A 19,022-nucleotide genomic window follows, 5' to 3' on the forward strand; every position below is an offset into this window, starting at 1 on the left:
GCAGAGGACTGAGCCGTGGCACGTAAAACCCCCATTAAGCGTTACCGTAACATCGGTATCTGCGCCCACGTGGACGCGGGTAAAACCACGACTACCGAACGCGTTCTGTTCTACACAGGTGTCTCTCACAAGATCGGTGAGGTACATGATGGCGCTGCGACCATGGACTGGATGGAGCAGGAACAGGAGCGTGGTATCACCATCACTTCTGCTGCTACCACCTGTTTCTGGAAGGGCATGAACCAGCAGTTCGATGAACACCGTATCAACATCATCGATACCCCCGGACACGTTGACTTCACTATCGAAGTAGAACGTTCTCTGCGTGTATTGGATGGTGCTGTAGTTGTACTGTGTGCATCTTCTGGTGTTCAGCCTCAGACTGAAACTGTATGGCGTCAGGCTAACAAGTACGAAGTTCCCCGTATGGTGTTCGTCAACAAGATGGACCGTGCTGGTGCAAACTTCTACAACGTTGTTGCGCAGATGAAAGCTCGTCTGGGTACTACTCCAGTACCTATCCAGATCCCAATCGGTGCTGAAGACAGCTTCAAAGGTGTCGTCGACCTGCTTCGCATGAAAGCTATCATGTGGAATGAGGCCGATCAGGGCATGACTTACGAGCTGGAAGATATTCCTGCTGAGCTGCAAGACAAAGCTGAAGAGCTGCGTGAGCACATGGTCGAAGCTGCCGCTGAAGCCACCGAAGAGCTGATGAACAAGTACCTGGAAGAAGGCGAACTGACCATTGAGGAAATCAAGGCCGGTCTGCGTGCTCGTACTCTGAGCAACGAAATTGTTCTGACCATCTGTGGTTCTGCATTCAAGAACAAAGGTGTTCAGGCAATGCTGGATTGCGTGGTCGAGTATCTGCCTTCTCCGATCGACATTCCTCCAGTGGAAGGTACTCTGGAAGATGGCGAGACCAAGGCTACCCGTGAAGCTGACGACAATGCTCCTTTCTCTGCACTGGCGTTCAAAATTGCGACCGACCCCTTCGTTGGTACTCTGACATTTGTCCGTGTTTACTCAGGTCACATCAACTCCGGTGATCAGGTAATCAACTCGGTCAAGCTGAAGAAAGAGCGCATCGGCCGTATGGTTCAGATGCACGCTAACACCCGTGAAGAAATCAAAGAAGTACTGGCTGGTGACATCGGTGCCCTGATCGGCATGAAAGATGTAACTACCGGAGATACTCTTTGCGACCTCAATAACGTCATCGTTCTTGAGCGTATGGAGTTCCCCGAGCCTGTTATTTCCGTAGCCGTGGAGCCAAAGTCCAAGGCAGACCAGGAGAAGATGGGTGTTGCCCTAGGCAAGCTGGCTCAGGAAGATCCGTCATTCCGTGTGGAAACTGACGAAGAGTCTGGTCAGACCATCATCTCTGGTATGGGTGAGCTTCACCTGGACATTATCGTTGACCGTATGCGTCGCGAGTTCAAAGTTGAAGCGAACATCGGTAAGCCACAGGTAGCTTACCGTGAGAAAATCCGCTCAGCGGTCAACGCAAACCACAAGTTTGTGCGTCAGTCCGGTGGTCGCGGTCAGTATGGTCACGTTGTTATCGAGTTCATGCCTTCTGATGAAGAAGGTCTGGAATTCATCAACGAAGTCGTGGGTGGTGCGATTCCTAAGGAATACATCCCTGCCATTCAGAAGGGCGTTGAAGAGCAGATGAAGAACGGTGTTATCGCCGGCTATCCTCTGATCGGTCTCAAGGCTCGCCTGTATGACGGTTCCTTCCACGAGGTTGACTCTAACGAAATGGCGTTCAAGATTGCCGCTTCTCAGGCTCTGAAAGAGTATGCGAAGAAGGCTAATCCTTGCCTGCTCGAACCTATGATGCAGGTGGAAGTTGTAACGCCTGAAGACTACATGGGCGACGTAATGGGTGACCTGAACCGTCGTCGTGGTCTGATCCAAGGTATGGACGACACCGTTTCTGGCAAAGTCATCCGTGCTGAAGTACCATTGGGCGAAATGTTCGGTTACGCAACCGATCTGCGCTCAGCTACTCAGGGTCGTGCGACTTACTCCATGGAATTCGCACGCTATGCTGAAGCACCCAACAATATCGCTGAAGCAGTTATCAAACAGTCTTAATGACCTCGTTACGTAAGTAGGTGTAAGAATGGCTAAAGAAAAATTTGAACGGAGTAAACCCCACGTTAACGTAGGTACCATCGGCCACGTTGACCATGGTAAAACTACTCTGACCGCTGCACTGACCAAAGTGTGTGCTGAAACTTGGGGTGGATCTGTTAAAGCGTTTGATCAGATCGACGCTGCACCTGAAGAGCGTGCTCGTGGTATCACCATTTCTACTGCTCACGTAGAGTACCAGTCAACTGTACGTCACTACGCTCACGTTGACTGCCCAGGACACGCTGACTACGTTAAGAACATGATCACTGGTGCTGCTCAGATGGACGGCGCTATCCTGGTTTGCTCCGCTGCTGACGGCCCCATGCCTCAGACTCGTGAGCACATCCTGCTGTCTCGTCAGGTAGGTGTTCCTTACATCGTTGTGTTCCTGAACAAAGCCGACATGGTCGACGATGCTGAGCTGCTGGAACTGGTTGAAATGGAAGTGCGTGATCTGCTGAGCACTTACGACTTCCCAGGTGACGACACTCCTATCGTTATCGGTTCAGCTCTGATGGCTCTGAACGGCCAAGACGACAACGAAATGGGCGTTACCGCTGTTCGTAAGCTGGTTGAGACTCTGGATTCTTACATCCCTGAGCCTGAGCGTGCTATCGACAAGCCCTTCCTGATGCCTATCGAAGACGTATTCTCTATCTCTGGCCGTGGTACTGTAGTAACTGGTCGTGTAGAGAGCGGTATCTGCCGCGTTGGTGAAGAAGTCGAGATCGTTGGTATTCACGCTACCACCAAAACCACCGTTACTGGTGTTGAAATGTTCCGTAAGCTGCTGGACGAAGGTCGTGCAGGCGAGAACATCGGTGCTCTGCTGCGTGGTACCAAGCGTGACGACGTAGAGCGTGGTCAGGTTCTGGCTAAGCCAGGCGCGATCAAGCCTCACACCAAGTTCGAGTCAGAAGTTTACGTTCTGAGCAAAGAAGAAGGTGGTCGTCATACCCCATTCTTCAAAGGCTACCGTCCTCAGTTCTACTTCCGTACTACTGACGTGACTGGTTCTTGCGAACTGCCAGAAGGTGTTGAAATGGTTATGCCAGGCGACAACGTTGCTCTGAGCGTAACTCTGATCAACCCAATCGCTATGGACGAAGGTCTGCGCTTCGCTATCCGTGAAGGCGGCCGTACCGTAGGTGCTGGTGTTGTTGCTAAGATCATCGAGTAATACTCGCTGCTCTTAAAGAAAAAGGCTCCTTCGGGAGCCTTTTTTGTTGGTTAGCATTAAGAGATGAATGAGCGGTTGTTTGCGAACGTGGCGATTGCTTTGTTCATGAATAAAAGTAGCTTGGAGCTTGGAGCTTGGAGCTTGGAGCTTGGAGCTTGGAGCTTGGAGCTTGGAGCTTGGAGCTTGGAGCTTGGAGCTTGGGGAGGGGGTGAGGCATCCTTGCCTCGTTTGTTAGTGCTTAGCGGCCGTTGCGGCGCTTTCGTAAGGTAAGCCGGCTATCTTTTTCTCTTGCTGCGATATTGGCCAGGATGGCATCCATCTCTGATTTCTCAGCTTCTATTCTGGCCAGTCGTTCGCTCTCGCGAGCTTCACGCTCTTTGGCTAACGCTTCCCTTATACGTTTTTCTTTGACTGAAGAGCGTGCTCGACCTGTTGGTAGAGTGTCCCCCGTCGTAGGAGAGGAAGAGGTTGCTGTGGTCGCAGGTGCAGCTTTTTTTAACGTGGTCAGAACGGAGCTGTCCAGTCCATCATTGAGGCTACTCCGGTCGATAATAGCGTCCTGTTTGGCGCGGCTGACCGTAGCGGTGGCGGCTGCCTTCTTGCTACCACGTTTTGGGCTGGATTGCTGAACTCGCAATGCCGCAATGGTCGCTGCCAGATTCGAGTTGCGCAGCACCTGTGCCTTATCCTCTGCGGCCATTTCCGGCTCGACAGATGGTGACGGGGCGTTCTGCTCGTCGGCAATAGCCAGCAGTTGCTGTGCAATATTCAGCACTGCTGATGCTCTGGCCTGATCGGGTAGTTGTGCTGCAGTCTGTGCCAGCAGATCGGCTAAAGAACCGCTCAGCTGCGGATGTTCAGCGTTCTGAGTTTCAACTAGAGCCGTATCGTCATGGGTGGTCTCAGCAGTGGCTTCAATCGCAGCTTGGGAAGAAGGAGTGACCACCTCCGTGCATGGGGCGCGACTATCTTCAGCATCAGAATCATCTACGACGGACGAAGCAATAGGTGCTGTACGGTTCTGCATGCTGGCGCGGGCTGCCAGAATTTCTTCCTGCAATTCCAGCTGAGCAGCAGGAATGACCACTTTGGCAGTAGAGAATTTATAGCCTTTCAGCGAGCGTGCACGAGACTCAATGGTGTAATACAGCTCAAGTTCCTGCTGCTCCTCACGGGTTTCAGCAAAGTCGATTTCCTCGACTTCGAAGCTGACTTCTCCGTGCGCACGAATATCCTCATACAGAGGAAAATCCATCCCTGCTTCAGCGGCTTTCACATACTCCTGCCAACGGGAATAGATGTCCCCTTTGGTAGAGCCAATGTAGGTCTGTTGTGTCTTGGTATTGGTAATCTTGAAGATTATCACGTGGACAACCTTTCAGTGGTGCGGTGAATTTGTCATGAGTCTGCTCCTGTGGCCGAAACCGGGCGCGCAAAGACCCTGGACGAACTGTCACTATCCATTATAGGAGAGGTGAAAGCAGTTATCCGCAGGAGGAGACTCTAGGGTAGGGGCGCCATTATACAGGCATGGGCAGATGATGAAAGAATTGACATTTTGAACTCATGCATCTTTGAGAGGGGGTAACAGTGTGAAACAGTCTGAGCTGAGCGGAAATGCCTGATTTTACTAGCCTGTGCCATACTCCCTCTTGCACATTCGGTTGTCAGCGAATGTGCCACTTTGCTCTCAATCTCAACCCATCTTTCAGGCAGGTAGCTTACCTGCCTTATTTTTTATCACGTCAAGCGCTGTCGTCATCTCATCTCACTGTTGCTACTGGTCCGGTTTTTGGTCTGGCGGCGGTTAACAGGTCATATAGCTAATGGCTCTAAGTTAGAGCAAAGCAGTTTAGCGCTCTCGGTGAATATTATTGACATCAAACAGGTGGAATATAGACTACCTGCCTATTACTTTACGCGCTGATTTGTACTTCGGCTTGCGGGCGCGTTAGTAAGGCTCTTGAGAGCCTTGCTAAGAAATACGCTAAAAGAAGGGTTTAGGCCGTTATTCCCGCCTTTGATCCGTTCTGTTAGCTCAGGATGGTTGCCTGCCAACCATCGCTATCCGCAAGTCATATTTGGATATGCGATGATCTCTCTAAAGCATCTAGTTAAAACTTACCATGGTCATGGTGCGCCTGTTCACGCGGTTCGTGATGTCAGCCTCGACGTGGCTGAAGGGCGTATATTCGGGGTGATTGGTGCCAGCGGCGCCGGCAAATCAACCCTGATCCGCTGTGTCAATTTGTTGGAGCGTCCCGATGCCGGTGAGGTTTGGGTCAATGGGCGAGACCTGCTGACCTTGACCGATGCGGAACTGCGTCAGGCTCGGCGCCAGATTGGTATGATCTTTCAGCACTTTAACCTGCTGTCCACTCGTAGCGTCTTTGACAATGTGGCGCTGCCATTGGAGCTGGCAGGCTTGAGTCGCAGTGACATTGCTGCCCGTGTCCAGCCTCTGCTTGCTCTGACCGGCCTTGAGGCGCGAGCCGATCATTACCCTGCCCAGTTATCTGGCGGCCAAAAGCAGCGTGTCGCTATCGCTCGTGCTTTGGCCAGTGAGCCCAAAGTCTTACTGTGTGATGAAGCTACCTCTGCACTTGATCCTGAAACCACGCGCTCAATTTTGGCTTTGCTACGAGATATCAACGAAAAGCTGGGGTTGACCATCCTGTTGATCACTCACGAGATGGATGTAATCAAGACCCTCTGCGACGAAGTCGCACTGATGGAAGATGGTGCAGTCGTCGAACGTGGACCGGTGCAGGCTTTCTTCGCCCGACCCCAATCAGCTACTGCCAAACGTTTTGTGCAGGCTGCTCTTGAGCGGCCACTGCCAGAAATCATCCTGAGCCGGTTGCAGAGTGTACCTGCTGCAGGGCTCGATCCACTGGTACGCATCACCTATGTGGGTGGGCAGGTTGATGCGCCGGTGCTGTCTCATCTGAGCCGCGAGTTTGGTGTGGACGTCAATATTCTCTCTTCGCAGATCGAACTGATTCAGCACCAGCCGCTGGGTTTTATGGTGGCGCAGGTAGAAGCGCAGGATCAGCCTGCGGCCGAGGCGGCGCTGGCATGGTTGCAGCAACAAGAGTTACAGGTGGAGGTGCTGGGTTATGTCAGCCGCTAAGTTGGATCTGCTGACCAGCAGTCTGTGGGAAACCCTGTACATGGTCGCGGTGTCGGGTGGTCTCAGTGCCTTACTGGGTATTCCGCTGGGTATTCTGCTCTATACCACCAAGTCCGGACGGATGCTGCAGAATCCATGGTTGCACCGCCTGTTGGGCATCGTCATCAATGCCACGCGTTCCGTGCCTTTTATTATCCTGCTGGTGGCGATTATTCCCTTTACCCGCTGGATCGTCGGTACCTCTATCGGCACGACAGCAGCGATTGTGCCGCTGACGCTGGGCGCGATTCCCTTTGTTGCCCGCATTACCGAAGGCGCACTGAACGAAGTGCCCGGTGGATTGATCGAGGCCGCTCAGGCCATGGGGGCGACCCCATGGCAAATTGTGCGCAAGGTACTGCTGGCTGAGGCCATGCCCGGCCTGATTCATGGTCTGACCCTGATGCTGATTACCCTGATTGGCTATTCGGCCATGGCCGGTGCCATCGGTGGTGGTGGACTGGGGGATCTGGGTATCCGCTACGGATACCAGCGTTTTGATTCCAGCATGATGATCTCCACCGTGGTGATCCTGATCGTGCTGGTACAGCTGGTGCAGTCGCTGGGTGACTGGCTGGTGCGTCGTTACGACCACACTCGTCACTGAAGAAAGCGCTGCGCATGAAGTGTTAGTGTTTTGAAAAATACAAAGGGACATGCCTCACTGAAGGCCTGTCCGACTGTCAACTGGAGTTGTCACATGTCTAACCGTCGTACCTTTATCAAAACTGTTGCCGCTGCTGCGGTTTCCCTGCTGGTCTGGGGCCAGGCCCAGGCTGCTGAGCCATTGAAAGTGGGTGTGATGGCTGGCCCGGAGTCGCAGGTCATGGAGACTGCTGCGGCCGAAGCTAAAAAGCGCTTTGATGTGGATGTCAAACTGATCGAGTTTTCTGACTACGTGGCTCCTAACGTAGCCCTGGCGGATGGTTCTATTGATGCTAACGCGTTCCAGCACCGTCCTTATCTGGATGCCATGGTACGTGATCGCGGCTTCAAACTGGTGGCAGTAGCTAACACCTTTGTTTACCCGATTGCTGCCTATTCCAAGAAGATCAAAAACATCAGCGAATTGCCTGAAGGTGCTCAGATCGCCATCCCTAATGATCCAAGTAACGAAGGCCGCGTGCTGATCCTGCTCGACAAGCAGGGGCTGATCAAACTGGAAGACAACAAAAATCTGGAAGCTACGCCGCTGAACATTGCCGAGAACCCCAAAAAGTTCAAGTTTGTTGAGCTGGATGCGGCACAGCTGCCACGTGCACTGGATGACGTCGATCTGGCCTTTATCAACAACACCTATGCTGTTCCTGCTGGCCTGCTACCGACCCGTGATGGCGTGCTGGTAGAAGATAAAGACTCTCCTTACGTGAACGTTTTCGCTGCCCGTGAAGACAATCAGAACGATCCACGTCTGCAGAAGCTGATCGAAGCCTACCAGTCCGATGCCGTTGCTGCCCGTGCTGAAGAACTGTTCAAAGGCACTGCGATTCCCGGCTGGAAATAATCGTCAGTCAATCACAGACATCCCACCATCGGCGGGATGTCTGCTGTTCTTCTACCATCACCTCGCCACACTTCCTGCATATTCCCCGTATTTCGGCTTCTTCAGCCTGTCTTTTCCTCTTAGGTTGACTGAATAGTGGCCTGCCCGTTCAGCTATTGACGGATTTTGTTATCCATCTTGGCGTCAATTGTTATTGAGACAGGTTGCTGCTTTCGGGGATGCTGTCCGACACTGCAATGGGACCTCCTCACGTGCCAAAGTGCTTTCAGGCACTCACGCATTACGCTCAGACTTCACCTCTCATGATGATGACTGGACGTCAGTCAGGTTCATTACTTCTTTCCAGATAGGGCAAGTACGCAATGAAAACAATAAAAGACGTTGTAGTGGTCAGTGGTGTCAGAACGGCGATTGGTACCTTTGGCGGCGCCCTGAAAGACATTCCGCCGTCGCAACTGGGAGCCATGGTGGTTGCTGAGGCGGTAAAGCGTGCCGGTATTGCGGCGGACAGCGTTGGTCATTGCGTGATGGGAACAGTTGTCCCCACAGAGCCAAAAGACATGTACATGGCCCGAGTGGCGGCACTGCAGGGTGGCTTGCCTGAGCAGACGCCGGCACTGACGGTCAACCGTCTTTGTGGCAGCGGCCTGCAGGCGATTGTGACTGCCGCCCAGCAGATTGAACTTGGGCACTGTGACGTAGCAGTAGCCGGGGGCGCGGAGTCCATGAGTCGTACCAACTACTGGCTGCCGGCGGCACGCTGGGGTCAGCGGATGGGTGATGGTGCCATGATCGACTCTATGGTCGGTGCTCTGACCTGCCCGATGGAGCAGGTACACATGGGAATTACTGCGGAAAATATTGCCGATAAGTGGCAGATATCGCGGGAAGATCAGGATGCGCTGGCAGTGGAAAGTCATCGCCGTGCTCAGCAGGCAATCGAGCAGGGCTATTTTGCCGAGCAGATTCTGCCGGTCACCCTGAAATCTCGTAAAGGTGATGTGCAGTACAGCACTGATGAACACGTCCGCCTCAATGTCGAACCTGCTGACATGGAGAAACTGCGCCCTGTGTTCCGTAAGGATGGCAGTGTGACTGCGGGCAATGCGTCCGGCCTGAATGATGCCGCCGCCGCGGTGGTGCTGATGAGCGCCGAGGCCGCTGCCGCACAGGGACTGCAGCCTATGGCCACGCTGCGTGGTTACAGTGTGGCGGCAGTGGAACCTAAGTACATGGGCATCGGCCCGGTGCCAGCCATACGCCAGTTGCTGGCGCAGACTGGCCTGACCGTGGCGGATATCGATCTGTGGGAAATCAATGAGGCCTTTGCCGCTCAGGCGCTGGCCGTAGCTCGTGATCTGCAGATACCGCAGGAAAAACTGAACCCCAACGGTAGTGGCATTTCTCTCGGCCATCCCATCGGTGCGACCGGTGCGGTGATTACAGTCAAGGCACTGTATGAACTGCAGCGGACCCAGAGGCGTTACGCGGTGGTGTCACTGTGCATTGGCGGTGGGCAGGGAATCGCTGCCTTGTTCGAGCGTAACGTATGACGGCCCGCTCATCAGCCTGACTGATCTGGCAACAGTGATGCCTTAAGAGTGTACTGGTGCCTTGAACACATTCTGATAGCTGTCCTGTGTTGAGTGGCACAGGGCTGCTTCATTTTTACTCCTGATAATAAGCATAACAACGAGGGCGCTATGAAGCCGAAACGAACCGGGAAACCGGGGTGGCGTGCCGGACAGTGCGTGCTGCTGGCCCTGGGGTTGAGTCTGACCGCAGCGGTGCAGGCCGGCGATGATCTGCTCACTATGCCGGCCTTACCTGCCAGCCGCGCTGAGCATTCACTGCAGGTCGATCTGGCCAGGGCCGGTTCACGACTGGTGAGTGTGGGCGAGCGGGGCAATATCCTCTTTTCTGACGATCAGGGACTGCACTGGCAGCAGGCTCGGGTGCCCGTCAGTGTGATGCTCACCGCAGTCACCTTCAGCACTGACAAGCTTGGCTGGGCTGTGGGTCATGATGGCGTGGTACTGCAGAGCGACGATGCCGGTGCCAGCTGGCGCAAGGTGCTGGACGGCAATCAGCTGAATCAGCTGGCGGTGGAAGACTGGCAGCAACAGGTGGCCAGGCTGCAGACAGAGCTGGCGGCCAGCCAGAGTAATCAGGTCAGCGCAACGGTCAGTAGTGGGGATAATCCGCAGGCGGAGCAAACGGCCGCAGATACCGCTAATGATGCCGCCGACCTGCAGACGACGCTGGAAGATGCCGAAGCCGCGCTGGATGATGCCAGGGCTGCCGTCAGTGATGGCCCCGGTAATCCGCTGCTGGACGTACTGTTTGTGACCCCTGAAATAGGTATGGTGGTTGGCGCCTATGGACAGATTGCGCGGACCGAGGATGGTGGCAAGAGCTGGCACTCCTGGCAGTCGCAGATGGATAACCCAGATCACAATCACTACAACGCCCTGGTGCGTCTGGATTCCGGACGGCTGCTGCTGGCCGGTGAGGCTGGTCTGCTGATGAGTTCGGATGATCAGGGGAGCAGCTGGCAGCGTCTCGACAGCCCCTATGAAGGTTCCTACTTTGGTTTGCTCTCTGCAGGGGCTGATACCTATCTGCTTGGCCTGCGTGGGCATGTTTTTGTCAGCGAGGATCAGGGAGACTCCTGGCAGCCGGTCAAACTGGATACGGCGCTGACCACCAATGCCGGGCTGTTCAGTGATGGCCAGCTGGCGATTGTCGGTAACAGCGGCTTAATGATCAGCGGCCAGCCAGGTCAACCTCTGACCACGGCCACCTTGCCCGGGCGTCGTACCCACAGTGCCATTGCTGCCGTACCCGGTTACTGGGTGGTGGCGGGTGAAGGTGGTCTGACCCGCATTGCCCGTACTCAGCCCTGAGGAGCCTGCTGTAATGAAGATTTTCAATCTGCTGCTCCGCCCTGTCGCGGCACTGGAAAGTGTGCTGGAGCGGGTGCTTTTTTTCCGTCGGCTGGGGGTGCTGCTGCTATTTGCACTGGCCACCTTGTGGCTGGGCTGGCAGGCGGCTCATATCCGCACTGATGCCAGCTTTCTCAAGATGATTCCCAGCGATCATCCTTACGTCATCAATTACCTCAAACACCGTGAGTCGCTGTCAGGACTGGGTAACTCCATTCGTGTGGCAGTGGAAGCCAGAGACGGCGATATCTTCAGCAAGGACTATCAGGATGTGCTGCACAAGATATCCGATGAGCTGTTCTTTCTGCCCGGTGTTGACCGCTCCGGCATGAAGTCAATCTGGACACCCAACGTGCGCTGGACCGAAGTGACCGAAGACGGCTTTGCCGGCGGCCCGGTTATCCCGGCAAACTACGATGGCTCCGCGGCCAGTCTGGAACAGGTGCGGCAGAATATCCTGCGCTCCGGGCAGGTCGGCGTGCTGGTGGCGAATGATTTCAAATCCAGCATCATTCAGGTGCCACTGCTGGACATCAATCCGGATACCGGCAAGCGACTCGACTTTCAGGCGTTCTCCGCCGCGCTGGAGAAACTGGTACGTGATAAGTACCAGAACGATCATGTGGCGATCCATATCACCGGTTTTGCCAAGGCGGTGGGTGACCTGATCGATGGTGCCAGTCAGGTGGCCTTGTTCTTCCTGGTGGCCATTGGCATCACGCTGGTGCTGCTGTTTATCTATTCCCGCTCCCTGTCCTGTACTCTGGTGCCGTTGCTGACGTCACTGGTGGCGGTGGTATGGCAGCTGGGGTTGCTCAATCAGCTCGGCCTCGGGCTGGACCCTTATTCGATGCTGGTGCCGTTTCTGGTATTTGCCATCGGTGTCAGTCATGGCGTGCAGATCGTCAATGGGCTGACCCATGAAAGCATCAACGGTGCTGATAAGCTGACCGCCGCACGACGTGCCTTCCGCAGTCTGTTTATTCCCGGCATGGTAGCACTGCTCAGCGACGGCATCGGCTTTGTCACACTGATTGTGATCGACATTCAGGTCATCAAGGAGCTGGCGGTGGCGGCCAGTATCGGCGTGGCGGTGATCATTCTCACCAATCTGCTGCTGTTGCCCGTGCTGATGTCCTACACCGGTGTGGGTGAAAAGGCGCTGCAGCATCAGCGCCGCCGCGAACAGTATCAGGACCGCTTCTGGGCGCCGTTCACCTGGTTCGCCAGGCCTCGTGGTGCGATCGTGGCCGTGACACTGGGTGTAGCGGCAACCGCCTATGGTTTTTATGCCGGGCAGGATCTGCAGATTGGTGATCTGGAGAAGGGTGCGCCAGAACTGCGCGCTGACTCACGCTACAACCTCGACAACGCCTTTATCAATGAACACTACTCATCCAGCAGTGATGTGTTTGTGGTGATGGCGGAAACGAAACCTGAACAGTGCTCGAGTTACGCCAATCTGGCCATGATCGACCGCTTCCAGGGTTATATCGACAACGTCGCCGGTGTGCAGTCCAGCGTATCGCTGGCTAATGTGGCCAGAATGACCATTGCCGGGATGAACGAGGGCAGCCTGAAATGGCGCACCCTGACCCGCAACCAGTACATGATCAACTCCAGTCTGAGCTTTGTGCCCCCCGGTCTGATGGATGCCGAGTGTTCGCTGGTGCCGGTCATCATCTTCCTTGATGACCATAAGGCCGACACCCTGCGGGGTGTCGTCGATGCGGTCAAGCGCTTTGCTGCCGACAACAACAGCGACACGCTCAGGTTTGTACTGGCGGCTGGTAACTCAGGCATTGAGGCCGCCACCAATGAAGTGATTGGCACCGCTCAGTACGCCATGCTGGCCTGGGTATATGCGGTGGTCGGGCTGCTCTGCCTGCTCACGTTCCGCTCGCTGACCACGGTGCTGTGCATACTGCTGCCACTGGGCTTGACCTCGGTACTCTGTCAGGCGCTGATGGCCAAACTCGGTATCGGCGTCAAGGTCGCCACGCTGCCGGTCATCGCCCTTGGGGTGGGTATCGGGGTGGATTACGGTATCTATATCTACTCACGCCTGAGTACCTATCTGGTGCAGGGAATGGCACTGCCGAAGGCCTATCTGCTGACCCTGAAAAGCACGGGTAAATCCGTTGCCTTCACCGGGCTGACACTGGCCATTGGCGTGGGCATCTGGATCTGGTCGCCGATCAAATTCCAGGCCGACATGGGCGTACTGCTGACCTTTATGTTCCTGTGGAACATGCTCGGTGCGCTGATCTTCCTGCCTGCACTGGTGTGCCTGCTGAAGCGGCCGGTAGCCGTGGAACCCCCGGTGGCGCCACAACGTACTGAGGACGCCGAAGCCAGTACAGTGCGCGCCCGGCACGGTGATGAAATCAAACAGAGTAAAACAGGCCGTGTGGGGCGGGAGGTAAGCCATGTCGTTAAGTAAGACTGTACTGGTGGTATTGCGCGCCCATGAGCAGGAAACCATCGCCCTGGAGCGTGGCCGCTTGATCGCCGAGCGTCTGCATTGCCGGCTGGCGGTGCTGGTCGCAGGGACCCAGGCGGAGCTTATGGAGCGGCAGGCGTGGCTGGAGTCGGAGCTGGCGGCCTTCAGTGCGGCCGGTCAGGATATCTGCATTGAAGCGGATGCTGATCCTGATCTGGCTGATGCCGTGCTGCGTGCCCAGAGCCGTCTGCAGGCCGGACTGGTGGTGAAGGAGTGTGATCCGCGCCATTCGCAGCTGTCCTGGCGTGCGCCGGCGGACTGGCAGCTGCTGCGTCAGTGCCCCTGTCCGGTGCTGCTGGTCAAGCGTGATATCCGCTGGCAGGGCGGTAAGGTGCTGGCGGCTATCGAAGGGCAGCCACAGAGCGAGCGTCATCGCCTGCTGAATCAAGGTATTTTGCAGCTGGCGGCTCTGGTGACGCGCAGTATTGATGGCCAGCTGCATCTGGTGTCCGCTTTTCCACCGCCCTTGCAGGGAGGCAACCCGGATGAGCTGACTGTGCAGCAGCTGGAAAGCCAGTGGCGTCTGGCCTGCATTGGCCAGAGTGCCAGTCTGGCTCCCACGCCTGCAGCCATGCACATTGGTGAAGGACCAGCCGAGCACTGGATTCCCAAGATTGCAGGCGAAGACAGCTATGCGGTCGTGGTGCTAGGTACCGTCGCACGCTCGCAGTTTATCGGAGCACTACTGGGTAACACGGCCGAGCGCATTCTGGATGCCATCCACAGTGATGTGCTGGTGCTGCAACCTGATAACGGTGAGGCGGTACTGACCCTGCTGGAAGGCTGAGAACCTGTTTACGCTCTGAGCACTGCCGCTATTCCTTCTTCAGTGCAAAGCATGTCAGTGCCGGACTCCGGTGCTGACATCGCTTGTCACCCTGTCCCCAGACAGGTATTACCCTGACGATCTTCCCTCCGCTTATGTCAGTAATCATCTTGCTTTGCGCCGTTTCGCAGGCATAACTCATAAAGTCCGTTTCATGCCTGCTGACGAGCCACTACCTGCACCGGCTGATATTTTTTGTTAGCGAATATGGTTCGTTTTGTTATTGAGCAGAATGCGTCAATTGCAGGATTCTGTACCCCATGCCAGAGGTAGTCGCCATTGCTAGCCCGGCAGTGTCTCCAGCGGGAGACGGGGTGGCAGAGCGACTTACAACAAGAACAATCGAGGTAGGGTTACTATGCCTGGTTACAAAGCGCCATTACGAGATATGCAATTCACCCTCTTCGAAGTCCTGGGTATCGACAAGCATTACGCTGCGTTGCCTGGCTGCGAAGAAGCCACACCTGACATGATTACTGCCATTCTGGAGGAGGGCGCCAAGTTCTCCGAGCGCGTGCTGGCACCGCTCAATCAGGTAGGTGACCGTGAAGGCTGTACGTTCGATAACGGCACCGTCACGACACCCACCGGATTCAAGGAAGCCTACCAGCAATATGTTGAAGGCGGCTGGCCTTCACTGGCTCACTCCCCCGAACACGGTGGTCAGGGGCTGCCCGAATCACTCGGTCTGTTCGTCAACGAGATGACCGGCACTGCCAACTGGTCGTGGAGCATGTACCCAGGCCTGTCTCACGGCGCCATGAATACGCTGGAAGCCCACGGTACCGATGAACAGAAACATACCTATCTGACCAAGCTGGTGTCCGGCGAGTGGACCGGTACCATGTGCCTGACCGAACCTCACTGCGGTACTGACCTCGGTCTGCTGCGCACCAAAGCCGAACCTCAGGCGGATGGCAGCTACAAGGTCAGTGGCACCAAGATCTTCATCTCTGCCGGTGAGCATGACATGGCCGACAACATCGTCCATATCGTGCTGGCCCGCCTGCCCGATGCCCCTGCCGGCACCAAGGGCATTTCCCTGTTTATCGTACCCAAATTCATGCCGACCACTGATGGCGGTATCGGTGAGCGCAATGCCGTCAGCTGCGGCTCCATCGAGCACAAGATGGGGATCCACGGTAACGCTACCTGCGTGATGAACTTTGATGGGGCCACCGGTTATCTGATCGGCCCGGCCAACAAAGGTCTGAACTGCATGTTCACCTTTATGAATACCGCCCGTCTGGGTACCGCCCTGCAGGGGCTGGCGCATGCCGAGTGGGCGTTCCAGAACTCCCTGCCTTACGCCAGAGAGCGTCTGCAGATGCGGGCGCTGAACGGGCCTGCTGCACCGGAGAAAGCGGCGGATCCTATCATCGTGCATCCCGAAGTGCGCAAGATGCTGCTGATCCAGAAAGCCTTCTCCGAAGGTGGCCGGGCGCTGATCTACTTCTGCTCTACGCTGGTGGACAAGGTCAAACTCAGCACCGACGATGCTGAAAAGAAAGAAGCAGATGAGCTGCTGGCGCTGCTGACTCCCATCGCCAAAGCCTTCCTCACTGAAGTGGGCTACGAAGCCGCCAACCACGGTGTGCAGATTTACGGTGGTCATGGCTTTATCGCCGAGTGGGGGATGGAGCAGAACGTGCGCGACAGCCGTATCTCCATGCTGTATGAGGGCACCACCCAGATTCAGGCGCTTGACCTGCTGGGCCGCAAGGTGCTGATGACGCAGGGTGAAACCCTGAAACGCTTTACCAAGATGGTGCACAAGTTCTGTCAGGCTGAAGAAGGCAACGAACAGCTCAAGCCTTACGTGCAGGAGCTGGCCAGACTCAACAAGGAGTGGGGCGAGCTGACCTTGCAGATCGGTATGGGCGCCATGAAAAACCGTGATGAAGTCGGTGCCGCCTCGGTTGAATACCTGATGTACTCGGGTTACGTCGTACTGGGTTATCTGTGGGCGCGGATGGCCAAGGTGGCCAACGAAGCACTGGCTGCTGGCAGCGATGAGGCTGGTTTCTATCAGGCCAAAGTCGCGACTGCCGAGTTCTACTTCAAGCGTATCCTGCCACGCACCCGTGCTCATGTCGCCTGCATGCAGGCCGGTGCGGCGCCAATCATGGCGCTGGATTCAGCGCTGTTCCAGTTCTGAGACCCGGTTCACGATCTGACTACAGTTAATGTTACAACCCTGCCCTGCTTGCTGAGCCTTCAGCCGCAGCGGGGCACAGCGGACGCCGGATGGGCATCACAGTGAAGCGATTGATTAAAAAGGCCGCAGCCAGTCCGGCGCTGGTGCAGGGGCTGATGGGCAATGCCGTTGGCCGTTGGCTGGTGCAGCGCCTGCTGGCTTCTCAGCAGCGCGCCTATGCGGCCAGAAAGGCACGTAAGGCCGAGCTTAGGGTGGAGCCCGCTGCCGCAGTGGAGACCGTTGTCGAGCCTGCCCCGGCAGCCATTGCCATCACGCCGGAAATGCTGGCGGTGGAAGCCATCACCCGTGCGCCCGCTACCCTGACCGATATTCCGAATAATAATGACCGTTACCACGAGGATACCCCCATGTCTGCTATCGCCGCCCTGTTTCAGTCTATGCAGAGCCGTTTTAATGCCCAGGCCGCTGCCGGCTTGGATGCTGTTTTCCAGTTCGAGCTGACCGATGGTGATACCACCCATATCGTGATTGAAAACCAGACCTGCCAGGTGGTGGACGGTGAGCATGATGATCCTACCGTTACCCTGATCATGGACAGCGATACCCTGCAGCAGGTGATGACCGGTGAGCTGGACGGCATGCAGGCCTTTATGACCGGCCGCATTCGTGCCGATGGCAACATCATGCTGGCAACCAAGCTCAACAACCTGTTTCCCCTCGACTGAGTCCCTTCTGAGACTGGCCTGAGCTGCCACCTCAGGCCATGACAGTCGTCGGGCGGTAAAGCTCAAGAAGGGCTTTACCCAGCTCGTCTCTTATAAGAATAAGTTGGAGACAATGTGATGAACGCTGCCGCGACCGCAGTGACGGTGCAGCCCGCTGAATGGCCGAATCCGGAAGGATATCAGTCTATTCCCGAGGTGCTGAACCATGCCTGTAAGAAGTACGCCGAGCGCCCGGCCTATACCTGCTTCGGTCATGCTCTGAGCTATGCCGAATGGGACCGGCTGGCGGGTAACTTCGCGTCCTACATTCAGCATCATACCGACCTCAAACCCGGTGATCGCATTGCTATCCAGCTGCCTAACCTGCTGCAGTATCCGGTCGTATTGCTGGGAGCCATGCGGGCGGGGCTGATCGTGGTCAACACCAACCCGTTGTATACCTCGACCGAGATGCAGCACCAGTTTGCCGACAGCGGTGCTAAGGCGCTGGTCATTCACCGCTGTATGGCCAGCAAGGCCGAGCCGATACTCGCTGACACCCAGATTCGCCATGTGATTACCACCGAAATAGGGGATCTGCACCCCTGGCCCAAACGGGCGCTGCTCAATGCGGCAGTCAAATACATCAAGAAAATGCAGCCTCCTTATCACCTGGCCAACGAGGTGCCCCTGCGTGAGGCACTGGATAAAGGCGCAGGTCAGGCGTGGCGTGAGGTCCGGGTCCATCGCCATGACACCGTTATGCTGCAGTACACAGGCGGTACTACAGGTGTGGCCAAGGGCGCGATGCTGACCCATGACAACCTGATTGCCAACATGAGTCAGGTCAAGACCCGTCTTAGCAGTGTCCTGACCGACAGTTCCATGACCTTTGTCGCGCCATTGCCGCTGTACCATATCTACGCCTTTACCATGCACTGCATGTCTCTCGGTTCGGCGGGGCACCACAGCCTGCTGATCACCAATCCGCGTGATATTGCGGGCTTTATCAAAGAGCTGAAAAAGTGGCATATCCAGGGCTTTGTCGGTCTTAACACCCTGTTTGTCGCGCTGTGTGACAACGCCGAATTTCGCCAGCTGGACTTTTCCCAGCTGGTACTGACGTCCTCCGGTGGCATGGCGCTGTCCCATGCGGTAGCGGAGCGCTGGCAGAGCATCACCGGCTGCCCGATTCTGGAAGGCTATGGCCTGACGGAAACCTCACCGGTGGTCAGCTTCAATCCGCCCGACAACAACCAGCTGGGCACCATCGGGTTGCCGGTAGAGTGGACTGACTGTCGCCTGCTCGACAACGATGGCCGCGATGTGCTGCCGGGCATGCCCGGTGAGCTGTGCGTACGTGGTCCGCAGGTGATGAAGGGCTACTGGCAGCGGCCGGAAGAAACCACCAATGTGCTGACGGCGGAAGGGTATATCCGCACCGGCGACATTGCGGTGCGGCAGGAGGACGGCTTTCTGCGCATCGTTGATCGCCGCAAGGACATGATCATCGTGTCCGGATTCAACGTTTACCCCAATGAAGTGGAAGATGCCCTGATGGAGCATCCTGATGTAGTCGAGTGTGCTGCGGTGGGGATGCCGGATGAAAAGAGCGGTGAGGCCATCAAGGTATTTGTGGTGCGACGCAATCCGACCCTGAACGAGGAAGTGCTGAGAACATTCTGTTTAGAGCGTCTTACTCGCTATAAGGTGCCTAAGCAGATAGTCTTCCGGGATGAATTGCCCAAGTCCAATGTGGGCAAGATCCTGCGGCGAGCATTGCGTGATTCCGATCAGCAACGTATCGCCAGTTGATTGTCCATCGCTCGTCACCTTACCTCCCGGTCAGTCCCGTCAGGCCTTCCTCTGGAAGCCGGGGCCA

At 56.0% G+C, this 19,022-nt stretch carries 13 protein-coding genes; 12 read left to right on the plus strand and 1 reads right to left on the minus strand.

Going from position 1 to position 19,022, the window contains the following annotated elements:
• Positions 1 to 15: 15 nt before the first annotated feature.
• Complete coding sequence (gene fusA / locus QCD60_RS15035; RefSeq protein WP_279786637.1) at positions 16 to 2,106, plus strand: elongation factor G; 2,091 nt, start codon at positions 16 to 18, stop codon at positions 2,104 to 2,106.
• 28 nt (positions 2,107 to 2,134) lie between these two features.
• The gene (gene tuf, locus QCD60_RS15040) at positions 2,135 to 3,328 is read left to right on the plus strand and encodes an elongation factor Tu (protein ID WP_104154361.1); all 1,194 of its coding nucleotides are present in this window, start codon (positions 2,135 to 2,137) and stop codon (positions 3,326 to 3,328) included.
• Positions 3,329 to 3,566: 238 nt separating this feature from the next.
• On the opposite strand, the gene QCD60_RS15045 is transcribed toward tuf, so the two are convergent.
• Positions 3,567 to 4,694 carry a GIY-YIG nuclease family protein gene (locus QCD60_RS15045; RefSeq protein WP_279786639.1) on the minus strand — a complete coding sequence of 376 codons (1,128 nt, stop codon included), beginning with the start codon at positions 4,692 to 4,694 and terminating at the stop codon, positions 3,567 to 3,569.
• A gap of 726 nt (positions 4,695 to 5,420) precedes the next feature.
• Between QCD60_RS15045 and QCD60_RS15050 the strand changes: the two genes are divergently transcribed.
• From QCD60_RS15050 to QCD60_RS15095, 10 genes are all read left to right on the plus strand, one after another.
• On the plus strand, positions 5,421 to 6,461 hold the full coding sequence (locus tag QCD60_RS15050; RefSeq protein WP_279786641.1) for a methionine ABC transporter ATP-binding protein: 1,041 nt from the start codon (positions 5,421 to 5,423) through the stop codon (positions 6,459 to 6,461).
• Positions 6,448 to 7,107 carry an ABC transporter permease gene (locus QCD60_RS15055; protein ID WP_279786643.1) on the plus strand — a complete coding sequence of 220 codons (660 nt, stop codon included), beginning with the start codon at positions 6,448 to 6,450 and terminating at the stop codon, positions 7,105 to 7,107. Before QCD60_RS15050 ends, QCD60_RS15055 begins: the two co-directional genes overlap by 14 nt.
• 93 nt (positions 7,108 to 7,200) lie before the next feature.
• Entirely contained in the window at positions 7,201 to 8,004 is an 804-nt protein-coding gene (locus tag QCD60_RS15060; RefSeq protein WP_104154356.1) for a MetQ/NlpA family ABC transporter substrate-binding protein, read from the plus strand.
• A gap of 362 nt (positions 8,005 to 8,366) precedes the next feature.
• Positions 8,367 to 9,557: a beta-ketothiolase BktB gene (gene bktB, locus QCD60_RS15065; protein ID WP_279786646.1), complete on the plus strand. Its 1,191-nt coding sequence runs from the start codon at positions 8,367 to 8,369 to the stop codon at positions 9,555 to 9,557.
• A gap of 150 nt (positions 9,558 to 9,707) precedes the next feature.
• Positions 9,708 to 10,910 carry a YCF48-related protein gene (locus QCD60_RS15070; RefSeq protein ID WP_279786648.1) on the plus strand — a complete coding sequence of 401 codons (1,203 nt, stop codon included), beginning with the start codon at positions 9,708 to 9,710 and terminating at the stop codon, positions 10,908 to 10,910.
• A 13-nt stretch (positions 10,911 to 10,923) separates the two neighbouring features.
• The gene (locus QCD60_RS15075) at positions 10,924 to 13,392 is read left to right on the plus strand and encodes an MMPL family transporter (RefSeq protein WP_279786650.1); all 2,469 of its coding nucleotides are present in this window, start codon (positions 10,924 to 10,926) and stop codon (positions 13,390 to 13,392) included.
• Entirely contained in the window at positions 13,379 to 14,239 is an 861-nt protein-coding gene (locus QCD60_RS15080; protein WP_279786652.1) for a universal stress protein, read from the plus strand. Before QCD60_RS15075 ends, QCD60_RS15080 begins: the two co-directional genes overlap by 14 nt.
• Before the next feature lie 397 nt (positions 14,240 to 14,636).
• Entirely contained in the window at positions 14,637 to 16,436 is a 1,800-nt protein-coding gene (locus QCD60_RS15085; RefSeq protein WP_279786654.1) for an acyl-CoA dehydrogenase C-terminal domain-containing protein, read from the plus strand.
• Between the two features lie 101 nt (positions 16,437 to 16,537).
• Positions 16,538 to 17,161: an SCP2 sterol-binding domain-containing protein gene (locus QCD60_RS30645; RefSeq protein ID WP_347950208.1), complete on the plus strand. Its 624-nt coding sequence runs from the start codon at positions 16,538 to 16,540 to the stop codon at positions 17,159 to 17,161.
• A 117-nt stretch (positions 17,162 to 17,278) separates the two neighbouring features.
• A complete protein-coding gene (locus tag QCD60_RS15095; RefSeq protein WP_279786656.1) occupies positions 17,279 to 18,955 on the plus strand; it encodes an AMP-binding protein in 1,677 nt (558 codons plus the stop codon).
• The last annotated feature ends 67 nt before the right edge of the window (positions 18,956 to 19,022 follow it).

This window comes from Pokkaliibacter sp. MBI-7 (assembly GCF_029846635.1).
Lineage (GTDB): Bacteria > Pseudomonadota > Gammaproteobacteria > Pseudomonadales > Balneatricaceae > Pokkaliibacter.

Excerpts from the sequence above, each read along its gene's own strand:
- tuf (WP_104154361.1), top strand. The coding sequence starts at position 2,135 with ATGGCTAAAGAAAAATTTGAACGGAGTAAACCCCACGTTAACGTAGGT.
- QCD60_RS15050 (WP_279786641.1), top strand. The coding sequence starts at position 5,421 with ATGATCTCTCTAAAGCATCTAGTTAAAACTTACCATGGTCATGGTGCG.
- QCD60_RS15055 (WP_279786643.1), top strand. The coding sequence starts at position 6,448 with ATGTCAGCCGCTAAGTTGGATCTGCTGACCAGCAGTCTGTGGGAAACC.
- QCD60_RS15060 (WP_104154356.1), top strand. The coding sequence starts at position 7,201 with ATGTCTAACCGTCGTACCTTTATCAAAACTGTTGCCGCTGCTGCGGTT.
- bktB (WP_279786646.1), top strand. The coding sequence starts at position 8,367 with ATGAAAACAATAAAAGACGTTGTAGTGGTCAGTGGTGTCAGAACGGCG.
- QCD60_RS15070 (WP_279786648.1), top strand. The coding sequence starts at position 9,708 with ATGAAGCCGAAACGAACCGGGAAACCGGGGTGGCGTGCCGGACAGTGC.
- QCD60_RS15075 (WP_279786650.1), top strand. The coding sequence starts at position 10,924 with ATGAAGATTTTCAATCTGCTGCTCCGCCCTGTCGCGGCACTGGAAAGT.
- QCD60_RS15080 (WP_279786652.1), top strand. The coding sequence starts at position 13,379 with ATGTCGTTAAGTAAGACTGTACTGGTGGTATTGCGCGCCCATGAGCAG.
- QCD60_RS15085 (WP_279786654.1), top strand. The coding sequence starts at position 14,637 with ATGCCTGGTTACAAAGCGCCATTACGAGATATGCAATTCACCCTCTTC.
- QCD60_RS15095 (WP_279786656.1), top strand. The coding sequence starts at position 17,279 with ATGAACGCTGCCGCGACCGCAGTGACGGTGCAGCCCGCTGAATGGCCG.